General features: G+C 51.2%; 8 protein-coding genes. All 8 read left to right on the top strand.

Annotation, left to right across the window (positions count from 1 at the left end):
- Positions 1-13 precede the first annotated feature (13 nt).
- The 8 genes from C557_RS23130 to C557_RS0107070 all read left to right on the top strand — a co-directional run bounded on the left by C557_RS23130 (position 14) and on the right by C557_RS0107070 (position 14,884).
- Positions 14-1,810, top strand: coding sequence for a sensor histidine kinase (locus C557_RS23130; RefSeq protein WP_018751150.1), 1,797 nt, complete (start codon positions 14-16; stop codon positions 1,808-1,810).
- On the top strand, positions 1,788-3,290 hold the full coding sequence (locus tag C557_RS24085; protein ID WP_018751149.1) for a response regulator: 1,503 nt from the start codon (positions 1,788-1,790) through the stop codon (positions 3,288-3,290). The genes C557_RS23130 and C557_RS24085 overlap by 23 nt, the downstream gene beginning before the upstream one ends.
- Before the next feature lie 149 nt (positions 3,291-3,439).
- A complete protein-coding gene (locus C557_RS0107095) occupies positions 3,440-6,781 on the top strand; it encodes a golvesin C-terminal-like domain-containing protein (protein WP_240472938.1) in 3,342 nt (1,113 codons plus the stop codon).
- A gap of 96 nt (positions 6,782-6,877) precedes the next feature.
- Positions 6,878-7,837 (top strand): ABC transporter permease, encoded by a 960-nt coding sequence (locus C557_RS0107090; RefSeq protein ID WP_018751147.1) that lies wholly within the window; start codon positions 6,878-6,880, stop codon positions 7,835-7,837.
- On the top strand, positions 7,831-8,691 hold the full coding sequence (locus C557_RS0107085; protein WP_018751146.1) for a carbohydrate ABC transporter permease: 861 nt from the start codon (positions 7,831-7,833) through the stop codon (positions 8,689-8,691). Before C557_RS0107090 ends, C557_RS0107085 begins: the two co-directional genes overlap by 7 nt.
- Positions 8,692-8,765: 74 nt before the next feature.
- The gene (locus C557_RS0107080) at positions 8,766-10,298 is read left to right on the top strand and encodes an extracellular solute-binding protein (RefSeq protein WP_018751145.1); all 1,533 of its coding nucleotides are present in this window, start codon (positions 8,766-8,768) and stop codon (positions 10,296-10,298) included.
- A gap of 38 nt (positions 10,299-10,336) precedes the next feature.
- A complete protein-coding gene (locus C557_RS0107075; RefSeq protein WP_240472936.1) occupies positions 10,337-12,598 on the top strand; it encodes an FAD-dependent oxidoreductase in 2,262 nt (753 codons plus the stop codon).
- Between the two features lie 48 nt (positions 12,599-12,646).
- Positions 12,647-14,884 carry an FAD-dependent oxidoreductase gene (locus tag C557_RS0107070; RefSeq protein WP_018751143.1) on the top strand — a complete coding sequence of 746 codons (2,238 nt, stop codon included), beginning with the start codon at positions 12,647-12,649 and terminating at the stop codon, positions 14,882-14,884.
- The last annotated feature ends 6 nt before the right edge of the window (positions 14,885-14,890 follow it).

Genomic DNA, 14,890 nt, shown 5'->3' with positions numbered 1-14,890 from the left:
GGGAGGATTAGCCATGAGAAGGGTGTGGAGCTGGATATGGCCTTCAAGCTTGAAGAATCGTCTGTTTTTGTCCATTCTGCTGCTAGTGCTGGTTCCTTCCTTTTTGCTGCAAATATTCAATGTGAATCGTATGGAAACGATGATGATACACAATATCTCATCACAAAATGCGGCGCAGCTGGAATCGATTAAAAACAGCTTTGAGAGAATCCGCTTTAGTGTGGTAGGCGCTATGCTCCAGCTTGAGAGAGACCCCGAGATCGTAGCGTATTTGCAGCATCCTGAGCGATTTCATGAAGAAGAACGTAAGTTTTACTTGAAAAATCGTCTTTATACCATGATGCAAACCCTCGGCAGCGACTCGAATATGCCTGTTCATCTGCTGTTGGCCGATCAGGCAGGCCACACCTATTCCACGTTGCCCGATATATATGACTCTTCTCCTATGCTGCGGCAAATGCTGATGGATAAGGGCCAAATGCTTGACAAGAAGAATCAGCCCTATAGCTGGGAGATTCATCAGACCGAAGAGCCGTTTACAGCTGTGTTTGAGCATCCGGTCATCTATTCCAACCTTTCCCGTCTTGAATCCCGCGATGGACAGTTCATAGCTTATTTGCGCATCAGTTTGGATGTAAATGCATGGCTATCTGCCGTCACCAACAACTTTCAGGTGAAACAGAACTATTACGTGCTCGATGCCTCCGGAAATCAGGTGAATCTGACGGCTAGCCATATAGACTCTGCGAAGCAACTGGAGCAGATGCTGACCGGCTTCCGGCTTCAACCGGACAGCTATGTTAAGGATGCGAGCGGCATGTATTTGTACAATGGTATTTATATGCCCAATACAGGATGGTATCTGATCAGCCGTTTCCCGCTTGAGGCTTTGTCAGGCAATATAAAGTCCATGCTCAAAGATATTATGTTCGTATTGGGGGGCTTCTCCCTTCTTTTTATCGCGATTACCTTCGGGCTGGTGGCCACGCTTGTCAAGCCGCTCCGGCATTTGCAGAAGCAAATGTCCCAATTGGTGGATCGCAATCTGGAGGTGCGGCTGCCTGAGCATAAGTATCGGGGCGAGGTGCTGACACTCGCCAAGGCATTCAATAAGATGATTCAGGATATTCAGGAGTTGATCAAACGTCTGCGGTCGGAAGAACGTCAACGGGAGGCGAGCCGCTTTCAGATGCTTATGGCGCAAATGAACCCTCATTTCTTGTTGAATACCTTGAATACGATCAAATGGAACGCCAGAAATCACGGCGACGCCGACACTTCGGAAATCTGTCAGAACCTTGGCATGATTCTGGAGCACAGCCTCAATTCGGAAGTGGATCTGGTGCATTTGCGAGAAGAAATCAGCTTGATTCAAGCGTATATGCATATTCAGTCATTTCGGTATGAGCATTCCTTTGAATCCGTATATGAACTGGAGCAAGGGCTGGATTATGTCCTTGTACCGAAGCTGAGCCTTCAGCCGCTAGTGGAAAATGCCATTCATCACGGGCTGGTCCATATGAAAGAAAACGGGAAAATCATGGTGCGAGCAGCCAAGTGCGGTCAGATGCTGTTATTGGAAGTTCAGGACAATGGCTGCGGCTTGCAGCAGGAGAACAGGAGCCGTCGCACACGGAAGGGAATCGGGTTGAGCAATTTGCGCGAGCGCCTCGCTTTGTTGTACCGGCAGGAAGCTTCGCTGCAGCTGATTGGGCTGGAACAAGGGACCTTGGCAAGAATGGAGATCCCACTGCTAGATGCACTGCCTTATGGGGAGGGACACATAGATGTGGAAAATACTGCTGGTTGAGGATGAGCCCTACGTTAGAAGATCGATTAGAAATGCGATCCCCTGGGAGGAATCCGGTTTTTCCGTGGTGGCGGAAGCCTCTCATGGCCGGGAGGCACTGGAGCTTATGGAAGAGCTTGATCCGGATATCGTAATCACGGATATCTTTATGCCTTATATGGATGGGATCGAGCTGTTGCAGACTGCGCGATCCCAAGGCAAGGAAGCTGCATTTATTATGTTAACCTGTGCCAATGATTTCGAGCATGCCAGAATGGCGCTGGAGTATGGAGCCACAAGCTATATTTTTAAGCTGTCGATGGGTGATAATGATCTGCTCCGCGCCCTTTCCAAGGCAGAAGCACAATTGAAGAAAAGGGCCGACAGTATTCGCAAAGAGCGAAGCCGCTTTCAGGACTGCCTGTCCTTGCTTTGGCGCCGCATGCTGGGCAAGGAGCTGACTTTAGCTGAAACCCAGAGACTGGAGGAATTCAGACAGGCGCAGCAGCAATATGGCCAACTTTACATTGTGGCTTCGTTGACGGGCAGCCATCCCATTGCATATGATTCGTTGATCCGAATGGGCGGCGCATCCCTGCCCAAAGCGGAGATGATGCTATCCCTGGATATTTCAGGTCAGCAGACCTGGTTTATGTGGTCGGAGCATACGGAGCAATCGCCCTTCGTCTGGCTGGCTGTGCAGTATGGCGAAACAGAGCTGGTAGGCAAACGGGTCAGCAGGGACGTACCTATTGAACAGGAATGGCTGGAGGTGCTGCGTAGACTGGATCATCGTTTTTACGGCTACGAGCGGCAGGGAAAGGGTCATGAGCTGGAAAAGCTGACAGCTGGAGCGATGCCCGCTATTCCCTGGTCGAAGGAGCAAGAGGTCATCCGGGCATTTGAATGGATGAAAATCGCAAAATGTGAAAAGGCGTTCACCGAGCTGTGGAGCTTTATGGAAGGCAAGGCTCTGCCGATGCCGGTTGTTAAGGAAACGGCCGTTCGATTGGATCTGATTATATCCCGAATCAGCCGCAAGCAAGCCCTCCCTACACTGGACCTGATACGATCTGTCAGTCACAGGGAACTGCTGGCCACCTTGATTGCACGAATGCAGCAGTATAGCAAGGGGATGAGCAAGCACAGTTCCCCCGTAACGGACCACCCGGAGGTGAATAAAATGATTGCTTACTTGCAGCAAAATTATGATCAGGATATATCTTTGCAGGCGATGGCTCAATATGTCAGCATGGATGAGAATTATTTGAGCGGACTGTTCAAGAAAAAGACGGGCATATCCTTTATCAACTTTTTGCAAAAAATCAGAGTAGAGGAATCGAAATTTTTGCTTGCGCATACCGATTTGACGGTAAACGAGCTTTGCGAACGCGCGGGCTTCGCTAACCCCAGCTACTTTTTCAAAATATTCAAGCGATGGACCGGCTTGACGCCTAATGAATATCGAACGGCGAATAAGCAGACCGACAGCGGAGCATAATAGCTGCCGGTTTTTTATATAAAACAAGAAATGTGGAGTAAGATCACAAGATTTGTAGATGATGTGTCAGCGCATGATTTGCTATAATCCAAATAACTTTCAAGGCGTTTCATAAAAATGAGATAGGATAAAGGAGCGTGATTTTTTTGGTGCACAAACGGGTTTGGCCAAAAGCACGAATGACAGCATTAGTCATGGTCTTGCTTGGATCTTTTATAATCCTGTATCCAGGAATGAATGTTGAAGCGAATGTGGCGCATGGGGCAGTGAACAGCACCGATCCATATGAATGGGGGTCTGTTGCGATTGGCGGAGGGGGATATGTAACCGGCATTATCGCTCATCCTGCGGAGAAGGACCTGGTATATATCAGAACCGATGTTGGCGGTATTTTTCGTTGGCAGGAGGAAGAAAAGACATGGAACCAGCTTATCGGATTTGCGGATCGGAGTGAAAGCAATTTGTATGGTGGAGAAAGCATTGCCCTTGACCCGCAAAATCCGGAAGTCCTTTATGCTGCGCTTGGCAAACAGGATTACTGGACACCCAGCGATATCTTTAAATCGACCGACCGGGGAGAGACCTGGACAGCAACCGGCTTGAGGAACAACGGGAGTTATGTAAAAATGGCGGCGAATGGCGCCCAGCGGACTGCTGGCGAGCGGCTCGCTGTTGATCCGAACAATAGTGATATCGTCTATTTCGGATCGCGTTATGATGGATTGTTCCGTACTGAAGAAGGGGCAGCTCCAGGCAGCTGGGAGAAGGTCGCAGGTCTTGCGCCAACAGGTGCTCAGGTCAATGGCGCTCCCGTGGGTGTCAGCTTTGTGATGTTTGATCCGGAATCGGATGTCATCGAAGGAAGAACGCAGACCATCTACGCCGGTTATTATTATTACGGTGTTTATGTGAGCTACGACGCTGGTGAAACATGGGAGCTGCTGCCCAATAGCCCGCTTCGTCCCCTTCGCGGGGCAATTAGCTCCGATGGCGGTCAATTATATGTGACGCACTATGAAGGGGTTGTGAGACTGGATACGGGCATGCCTGACGATGGCTTTATCGATATTACACCTGAGCCGGAGTCGGCTGACAACAATAATGGCTCTGGTCAGCCATTCTCGGCAATAGCTATTGCGCCGGACAATAATGAGAGGGTGATTGTCTCCCGGCGACAGGATGCTCACAACAATCCTATTTATCTGTCTGATAATGGTGGGGCAAGCTGGACAAGGGTAGTGCCGGATAAACATGGACTTGTACCATGGACACCTGGCTGGCACTGGTCCTCCGCTACAGCCGCTATGGCATTTGATCCGTTCAAGCCCGACAGGCTCTGGTTCACCGATTGGTACTACGCCTGGCGTACTGAGGATATCACTCCCGATGATGGCAGCTCCCCCGAATTTGTCAACTATGCTCAAGGATTAGAGACCGTGGTCAATGTCAGCAACATGGTGAGCCCTTCATCGGGCGAATATCTATTGCACACCGGCATTGCGGACAACGGCGGCTTTGATCACAAATCGCTGCACGTTTTTCCCGACTCGACTTATTTCACGGGATCGGATGGCTTGCATGAATTAACAACAACGGGCATCGCTGTGTCGGAGAGCCATCCGGAGTTTATTGTGCGGGTTGGCACCTATGGCTGGAATGGGGACGGACGTGCCCATCCGGGCAATGGCGGTTATTCCACCGATGGCGGTCAGACCTATACAGCTTTTGCAGCTTTGCCTTATGCGACAGCACAGGGAGGACGAGTTGCCGTGTCGTCTACGGACACCAACCGCATAGTATGGATGCCTCAACGCGGAGGGGTTTATTACACAGCTGACCGTGGCGATACATGGGTCAAGGCCAGCGGAGTTCCTTCCGGCCTGTTATCAGGCGATCATATTTTTGCGAACTATTACACGCCTTTAGCCGCGGATACAGTAAACGGCAACTGGTTTTATGTGTACGACAAGGGAGGGAAATTTTATCGCAGCGAGGATGGCGGTGCGACCTGGGAGGAGACTGCCCGTCTTCCCGGGCAGGCAACAGCCTGGCATAATGTCGAGGCTGCGCCGGGCGTCATGGGTGAGGTATGGGTAAGCCTGAACGAAGCGGGCCTGTATCGATCCTCGGATGCAGGAGACAGCTTCCAGGCTGTAGAGGGCGTGGAGGAAGCCTTTATGTTCAGCTTTGGCAAGCATGCCCCCGGCAAGCTCAATCCGGCCGTATTTGTCTATGGTACACTTGTCGGCGATGAGACAGAAGGGGTATTCCGCTCCGATGATATGGGAGAAACCTGGGTGAGAATCAACGTAGCCAATCCCTTCCCGGGAAACGATCCCAATGCGATGACAGGAGACAAGCAGGTGCACGGACGGGTATACATTGGAACGAATGGCTCCGGCATTCGTTACGGAGCATTGACATCGCCTTTACATGAACCGGAATATGAGGACCAGGATGCGCCGGATAGCCCGGAGGATTTGACGCTAACGGAGAGGCTGCCAGCAGGACTAACATTTAGCTGGTCGGCATCGGCGGACGCGGATAGCGGTATAAAAGGCTATAACATTTATGTGAATCATCAGTGGGCTGCCAGCACCTGGGGCACATCCTACAGCCTTGCTGGACTGGAGCCAGATACAGAGTATGAGTTGTTTGTTACGGCCATTGACAATGCTGGCAATGAATCAGAAGCAAGTGCAGTGGTAACAGAACGGACAGGAGCAGAGGATGAAGTACCTCCGGGAGTGCCGTCAGGGTTAAAGGTGGATAAGTCCTCTTCGGTTCTGGTCAAACTTGCCTGGCAGCCTAATGACGAGGTTGACTTGGCCGGTTATTCCATTCATCGCAGTCAATTGGCGGCATTTACACCGGATTTGTCCAATCAAATCGGGTTTACAACAGATACTCAATATATAGATATGGACATTGAGGAGAGCCAGACCTACTATTACAAACTTGTAGCGATGGATAAGGCCGGGAATGCATCCGGACCTACAGACAGTGTTCAAGCTATAACGGACAAAATGACTTCTATGGACATCATTGTGGATAATCTGGATGCCGGCTTTGAGAAGGAGGGATCCTGGCCAGCCAGTACGTATTCAGCATCACGTTACGGAGAGAATTATTTTCACAGTGGGAAAGAAGCGAATAGCTGGGCCAAGTGGACACCGGACATACCTGTTGCCGGAAGCTACAATGTTTATATGATCTGGAATGCCAGCAATGATCGCGATGGAGCGGTTCCGGTCACCATTTCGCATGCGGATGGTGCGGAAGAACTGACATTGAACCAGAAGCTCTCCGATAATCAATGGGTATATTTGGGGCGTTATAACTTTGAGGAGGGGATGAGCGGTTCGGTCACTCTGCGAGCCAATAAAGGAAAAACATCCATTGCGGATGCCGTGAAATTCTCGCTTGATGACAGCGATCCCTATGGTGGGACACATCCGGCTGCGGCTGGACAGACCATGGGAAAGCCATAAGATTTGTTCATCAAATGCCTGTGATTTGTTGATTAAAGGTCATCTTGGATGCATCTATACTTAAGTTAATTCTTGAACATAGTTAGGGGTGCATCCATGAGTGACCAACGAGTAGTGAAAGCCGACCGATCAGGCCGTGTATCGTATGGCAGCCACACGTGGAAAAAGGTCTGGCAGATGAAAGCGTTTTATTTAATGCTGCTTCCTTGTGTGATCTGGTATTTCATTTTCAAGTATCTGCCGATGTACGGTGTCATTATTTCCTTCAAAGAGTACAATTTCAGCGATGGGATCTTCTTTAGCCGTTGGGCGGACCCTTGGTACAAGTATTTTAAAATGTTTTTTGAATCCCCGTATTTTACCCAGTTGCTGGGCAATACGCTGCTAATCAGCCTCTACAAGCTTGTATTTGGCATGCTGCCCTCGATTATCCTGGCGATTCTGCTGCATGAATGCCGGGCAACCTGGATGAAGCGCTGGGTTCAGACATTAAGCTACATGCCGCACTTTCTGTCCTGGATCATTATCTATGGGATATCGGTGGCCTTCTTATCCGAAACGACAGGCTTGTTCAACCGTTGGTTGACGGAGGCGGGCATGGAAGCCATTCCATTTATGAACTCGCAGGAATGGTTTAGAAGCTTGCTTGTAGGTTCGGAAATGTGGAAGGACCTCGGCTGGGGAGCTATTATTTATCTGGCCGCGATTAGCGGGATTGACCCTACTTTGTTTGAAGCGGCGAGAGTAGACGGAGCCAGCCGCATGCGAATGATCTGGCATATCACGTTGCCTGGCATCCGCAATGTCATTATCCTGCTGCTCATTCTGAAAATCGGGGCAATCATGGATGCAGGATTTGAGCAAGTGTTTGTATTTTATCATCCGCGGGTGTATCCGGTAGGGGACATCATTGACACATGGGTTTACCGGACCGGCTTGCAGCAAATGAATTTCAGCCTGGCTACAGCAGTCGGCCTCTTTAAATCGCTTATTGGCTTTGTGCTCGTCGTAGGAGCAAATAAGCTGGCCAAGAGATGGGATGGTGGCATATGGTAAAGGGAAAATCGGATAAGCTGTTTGACATGGTCGTCTATCTTCTGCTTACCCTTGTAGCTGTTGTAGCTATTTTTCCAATCATGTATGTGGTCTCCATGTCCTTGACACCTTACAGCGAAGTCATTAAAAATGGCGGATTTGTGATCATTCCCAAAAACCTTTCCTTTGAGGCGTACATCCGCATATTTGAAGATCCGGCATTACTCCGGTCCATGTCGGTGACGGTTTTTGTTACAGTAGTGGGTACTGCCATCAATCTTTTGTTAACGACACTGGCAGCCTACCCGCTGAGTCGCAAGGGACTGCCGGGCAGGTCGGGCCTGCTGCTATACATTGTGATCACCATGATGTTCAGCGGCGGACTGATCCCGACTTATCTGATTGTGCAATCGCTAAACCTGCTTGATACCGTATGGGCGTTGATTGTGCCGGGGGCGATAGCCACCTTTAATGTGCTGGTGATGAAAAGCTTTTTCGAGAGCTTGCCGGAGGAAATTTTTGAATCTGCCAAAATCGATGGAGCCAGGGAATTCCGCATTCTGTGGAAAATTGTGTTGCCCTTGTCGGTTCCGTCCGTGATGACCGTGGGTCTGTTTTATATGGTAGGTCACTGGAACTCCTTTTTCTCGGCAGTCCTGTACATTACGGATACTAATCTTCACCCGCTGCAGGTGATCATCCGCAATATGCTGCTCATGACGCAAAATAATGAGCTTCAGGCCGAGGTTACAGTGCCGACTGCCGCCATGCAGATGGCTGCCGTTGTAACTGCAAGCCTGCCGATCATCATGGTGTATCCGTTTATTCAGAAGCACTTTACAAAAGGAATGCTGTTAGGTGCGGTGAAAGGCTGATTACTTTGGAACGAACCGGAGCCTTCGCAGCTTTGGTTCATTCATAGACTTCAAAAAGCCAGGGGGAATAGCAAATGTTAAACAAAAAAGGCTGGTCAGGGGTGCTTTCCGTAGTCATGTGTACTTTATGGCTTGCTGGCTGCGGCGGCAATGGGGACGGCTCTTCATCGTCTAAAATTGGAAACGCTTCATCAGGACCTGCATCCAACATTCAGCTTGAAGTGGCGCAGATCAGCTGGGGAGCTAGCCTGCCTCAAAATGATTTTTTGAAAGCCAAGCTGGATGAAGAGCTGAATATGGACTTGAAGCAGACGCTGGTTGGCGATATGGCAGATTATGAAAGCCAAATCAATGTTCGCGCAGCCTCCAACAATTTACCTGATTTGTTCATGGTAAGCACCAAGGCGCATTTGCAGAAGCTGGCGGATTCCGGGATGCTGCTGGATCTTCAGCCCTATGTAGAGAAGATGCCCGATTACATGGCACTAGCGGGTGAAAATGTGCTTAAGAAAGGGATCGTCGGCGGAAAGCAATATGCTTTGCCTAAGTCGGGGGAGAGCCGCAATCATACGTACTGGATTCGCAAAGACTGGCTCGACAATCTGGGATTGCCGATGCCAAAGACGGTAGACGAATTGCTGCAAACGGCCGTCGCATTCACCAATCATGATCCGGATGGCAATAGCAAGGCAGATACTTTTGGCATCACGGGCTCAGGGCTGCAGGCCTTTGAAATGATTTTTGGCGCAAATGGCATGACGAGCGGGACGGGAATGACGCAATTTTATCTGGAGAACAACAAGGTAGTTAATCCGTTTTATGAACCGGAGATGGTCGATGCATTAACCCAGATCAAGGCGTTTGTGGATGCCGGGGTTGTCGATCCTGAAGTCATTAATAATAAAGGAACGATGGCGAAGGATAAGGCGTTCCAAGGGAAGGTAGGGATTATAAACATCGATTGGGCCCAGATGATCAAGGATGATCAGGTTGCAGTGTGGAAAACGGCTAATCCGGATGCAGAGTGGATTCAGCTTGGCGCTATCGAAGGACCGCGGGGCGAGAAATATGCCAATCCGATCAATATTGGCGCGGCAAGCGGGTTATGGGCCGTGCCGAAGCGGCTGGAGAATGAACCGGAGAAGCTGAACAAGGTGCTGGAATTGTTTAATTATGTTTCGACCAAGGAAGGCAATCTGATGGTTCTGTATGGCTTGGAAGGCGAGCACTTTACCCTTGCAGATGATCAGGTCACCATTACGGAAAAAGGGACGCAGGAAGCAGGCTTCACTTGGCTCTATCAATTTTCCGGACGTGAAGAAACCGATTATTTAAAAACCAAATTCTCCAATATCTCGGAATATATTGATTTTGAGGCTGAGCTGCCCCGCATCGAGAATCTGGATGGATTTGTGGAATACCCTCCCGGTTATAACAATGCCGATGCGGCGCGTTATATTGAGGAAGAGCTCATCAAGTTTATCTACGGCAAGCGCGATCTGAGTGAGTATAACGAGTTCCTGTCTACACTGGAAGGAAGCTTTGGCTACAAGGCGTTTGTGCAATCGGCAACAGAGCAACTGAACAATCTCGGTTACGGTCAATAAACACAGTAGAGAACGGGAGTGCATTTCAGTTGAAACAAGTGGAAGAGGCGTTCGATATTGTCGTCTGTGGGGGAGGGCTTGCCGGCTTCAGCGCCGCTGTTGCAGCTGCGCGGCAAGGCCATCAGGTATGCCTGATCCAGGATCGTCCGGTGTTTGGCGGCAACAGCTCATCAGAGATACGAGTTACACCACATGGTGCGGCTCAGTTTCATGCTTATGCCCGAGAGACCGGCATCATATCCGAGCTTTTGATTGAAGAACGCGCCTTCAATCATGAGAAGGTGCGGGAGAACGGCTGGACGAACAGTGTCTGGGATCTGGTCATGTACAATATGGCAGTCAGCACGCCTGGGCTGACGTTTCATTTGAACACTTCGGTTCAGGGGGCCGAGGTGATTAACGGGAGTATTCGTGCCGTTCGGGCAGTGATAGCAAATGCGGAAACAGAATTGATGATTCAAGGCAAAATTTTCATCGATTGCACGGGCGACGGTATCGTGGCCGATTTGGCGGGCTGTGAGTGGCGCTGGGGATCGGAGGGCCGCGATGAATTTGCCGAGCCGCATGCGCCTGTTCATGCCAGCAAGGATACGATGGGCAGCTCGATCCACTTTCGGGCCAGAAATGTTGGTCGGCCAGCTCCCTTTCGCGCGCCGGATTGGGCAATCAAGCACGATAATCCGGCCTATTTTTACGAAGGTGGACGCTCCTTTTACGATATGGAGGCGGGATACTGGTGGATTGAAATCGGTATCCCCTGGAATACCATCTACGACAATGAGACCATTCGCCATGAATTGACCAGGCATACGCTCGGGATATGGGACTGGATGAAAAATCATGACCCGGTTCTCAAGGAAAAGACAGCTCATTTTGCACTCGACTGGATTGGCCAGGTTCCTGGGAAAAGGGAAAGCAGACGTATTATGGGCGAATATTTAATGACAGAGCAGGATATCCAGAACCCGGTCGAATTCCCGGATGAAATCGCCTATGGCGGCTGGTTTCTGGACCTGCATACCCCCGGCGGCTTGCTTGCCGGGCATGCCGAACCGGCTAGTGCTGAAAATTACAGTCAGACGAGTGATTATGCCCAAAAAAGCTATTGCGGACCCTATGGCATTCCGTTTCGGATTATGGTAGCCAGGGATGTATCCAATCTGCTGGTAGCCGGGCGCAATGTCAGTGTGACGCATGTGGCGCTGGGAACCGTCAGAGTCATGGCGACAACGGCATTGCTCGGGCAGGCTGCCGGAACCGGAGCTTCCGCCGCATTAAAGCATGGCGTTCAGCTGCGCAGCTTGCCAGATAGTCCGGTGATGGCGATCATTCAACAGCAGCTGCTGCGAGACGGCTGCTTCCTGCCCCATGTTCAAAATCAGGATGCCCTGGACATAGCGCGCAAGGCCAAGATAACTGCCAGCAGTTCAGCGCTGATTGGCGGAGCGGAGGTCGTATACCGCACGGAGATGCCGACAGAGCCGCTCGTGCAGGCGAGAGGGCAATGGATTGCGGTAAGCACGGATCATATTGCGTCCGTTGCTGTCTGTCTGAGCAATCATTCCGGAACGAATCAGCGTGTGATAGCCAGCCTGGTTCCGGTGGATCATGTTTGGGATTATCGTTTAAATACCGGGACTTTACTCTGCGAGCAGGAGCTGGAGGTTCCGCCAGGCACCCTGCAATGGATCGAGTGGCCTGCAAATATCGAGCTGGGCGAGCTTCCCTCGGCATATGTTCGTTTGCAGCTGTCAGCTAATCCGGAGGTGGAGTGGCATACCGCCACTTCACTTATTCCCGGACATACCGCCGCCTTTGATATGGGCAATGGCAAGATGCGCCGCTATCGCGACGGCGAAACACTGGCTTACCGCATTCAGCCGGAGCAAGCTGTATTCAGGGCAGAGCAGGTGATAAGCGGTGTCACCCGGCCTTATCAAAGCACGAATTTGTGGATGGCCGATACGGAGGGGCAGCCTGACGCGGAAGCATTTATTCAGTTGACTTGGGATACCGTACAGTCGATTCGCGAGGTGCAGCTTGTTTTTCCGGGACATCTGTTCAGGGAGTATCATCATACGCCCCCCTTCTATCGGGCTCCCTGCTGTGCCAGGGACATCAGGATCGAGGCCGGGACGAGCGGGAGTTGGACGATGGTTGCTCAGGTGCAGGACAACTATCAAAGGATGGTGCGCATTGTACTGCCGGAGCCTGTAAGAACGTCAACCGTTCGTTGTGTGATTGAAGCAACCAACGGCAAGATGCCGGCAGCTATTTATGAGGTTCGCTGCTACAGCTAATGAAAGATAATGGCATGGGATCAGAGGCGGATGATCAGGAGGTGTGAGATGATCTTTGAAAGCATCCAGACAGATATTACGGTAATCGGCGGAGGCCTGGCCGGCGTGAGTGCGGCGGTGGCCGCCGCCCGGCTGGGCTGCAAGGTGGCGCTCGTTCAGAACAGACCGGTGCTGGGCGGCAACTCCAGCAGCGAGGTGCGTGTATGGGTGTGCGGGGCAACCGCCCATGGCATCCACCGTTACGCCAGGGAGACAGGCATCATCGGCGAGATGATGGTCGAGAACCAATTTCGCAATGCGGAAGGGAATCCTTATTATTGGGATAGCGTTGTCCTGGAGACGGTTCGCGCAGAGCCCAACATTCAACTATTTCTTAATACGGATGTGCATGAAGTAGAAGCCGAAGGAGTGCCTGAGGCGCGCAGCATTAAAGCGGTGATTGGCTGGATGATGGGCTCGGAGCGAAAAATCCGGTTTGAGAGCAAACAGTTTATCGATTGTACGGGCGATGGTCTGGTCGGTTATCTGGCCGGGGCGGATTACCGTATTGGCCGAGAGGGCAGGGAAGAGCTTCAAGAGCCATGGGCGCCGGAAAATCCGGATTCGATCACCCTTGGCAGTACACTGCTATTTTATACACGCGACGAAGGGAAGAAGGTCAAGTATGTAGCCCCTGCTTTTGCCAGGGATATTTCCAAAACCTCCATCCCCATCAGAAGAGTTATTCGCAGCGGTGACAACGGCTGTGCCTACTGGTGGATCGAGTGGGGCGGCGAGCTGGATACAGTGCACGAAAATGAACGTATTCGCGATGAGCTTCAGGCAGTTATTTATGGGGTATGGGACTATATTAAAAATTCGGGCAAGTTTGATGCAGATACAATGACGCTGGAATGGGTGGGCAGCATTCCCGGCAAACGGGAGTATAGACGCTTTGAAGGCGACTATATGATCACTCAGCATGATATTGTTGCACAGCGCGAATTTATAGATCGTGTGTCCTTTGGAGGCTGGTCGATTGATCTGCATCCTCCGCAGGGGATGTATGCCCAGGAGGATGGCTCCAAGCATTATCATACGGATGGCATTTACCACATTCCTTTTCGCAGCCTGTATTCCAGAAATGTGCGCAATATGCTGATGGCCGGACGGAATATCAGTGCATCGCATGTAGCCTTCGGAACGACGCGGGTTATGGCTACCTGTGCCGCAAACGGAGAAGCGGCCGGTACCGGGGCGGCGCTGTGTGTGCAGCTTGCTGTAACCCCGCGCGAGCTGCAGCAGCAGCATCTGGAGGTTCTGCAGCAAACCTTGCTCCGGCAGGATGCTTCCGTGATTGGCTTGAAAAATCAGGATCCCCGGGACTTCGCTCGTCAGGCTCAGGTTGAGGCATCGAGCTGCATGACGCAGATTAAAATCGAGCAGAGCGGCGAGGCATATGAGCTGGCAACAGATTTTGGGATATTGTTCCCGGTAGACCAGCTTGACGGGCTGGAGCTGCTGCTGGATGTGCATAAGGATACCAGGCTTCAGGTTGAGCTATGGGCGACAGGAAGACCGGAGAACTATATACCGTATGCGAAGCAGTCAGAGGTTGAGGTCAGGCTGTCGGCGGGTGATCGGCAGTGGAGCCTGATCCCGCTTCAATGGCATCCGGCGGCTGAACAGAACGCGTTTATTGTGATAAAGGCCAATGCGGCTGTTGCCCTGCACTTGTCTCATGAGCCGCATACAGGAGTGCTGAGCTTTGTAAAAACAGACTCGGCCGGAGCGGTCACGGAGCTTGGCGATAAACAGGTCGTACAGCCGGTCGTGCAGTGGACGATGAGCCGTTGCGTGCGGAAGCCGGCGTGCCTGCGCTTGTTAATGCCTACCGGAGTCTTTCATGTGAGCAAGCTGCTTGACGGGTATTCGCGTCCCTATGGGGGACCCCATATGTGGATCTCGGAGAAGACGTCAGATGAGCAGTGGCTGCAATATCACTGGCCGCAGCCGGTAATGATCCATGAGGTTCACCTGATATTTAATGACGATGTGAATGAGGATCTCAATAATCTGCATCATCATCGGACACCACACGAGGTGATGCCTGAGCTGGTGAAAAGCTATAAGCTGCAAATCTGGGATCAGGATGGCTGGGAAACGGTCTGTGCTGTAACAGACAACCGCAGACGCAAGCGTGTACATCGTCTGGAGCAGCCTGCTGCGAGTACGAAGCTGCGAATTGTGCTGGAGGAAACGAACGGCTGCAGCCGTTTTGAAGTCATTGAGGTACGGGTTTATTAAAGCTAA

It is taken from the genome of Paenibacillus sanguinis 2301083 = DSM 16941 (assembly GCF_000374825.1).
GTDB classification, from domain to species: domain Bacteria; phylum Bacillota; class Bacilli; order Paenibacillales; family Paenibacillaceae; genus Fontibacillus; species Fontibacillus sanguinis.
The sequence above is the reverse complement of the archived record's forward strand: the minus strand, read 5'-3'. Positions and strand labels throughout refer to the sequence as shown.

Coding starts and splice junctions, on each gene's coding strand:
- C557_RS23130 (WP_018751150.1), top strand. CDS start 14: ATGAGAAGGGTGTGGAGCTGGATATGGCCTTCAAGCTTGAAGAATCGT.
- C557_RS24085 (WP_018751149.1), top strand. CDS start 1,788: ATGTGGAAAATACTGCTGGTTGAGGATGAGCCCTACGTTAGAAGATCG.
- C557_RS0107090 (WP_018751147.1), top strand. CDS start 6,878: ATGAGTGACCAACGAGTAGTGAAAGCCGACCGATCAGGCCGTGTATCG.
- C557_RS0107085 (WP_018751146.1), top strand. CDS start 7,831: ATGGTAAAGGGAAAATCGGATAAGCTGTTTGACATGGTCGTCTATCTT.
- C557_RS0107080 (WP_018751145.1), top strand. CDS start 8,766: ATGTTAAACAAAAAAGGCTGGTCAGGGGTGCTTTCCGTAGTCATGTGT.
- C557_RS0107070 (WP_018751143.1), top strand. CDS start 12,647: ATGATCTTTGAAAGCATCCAGACAGATATTACGGTAATCGGCGGAGGC.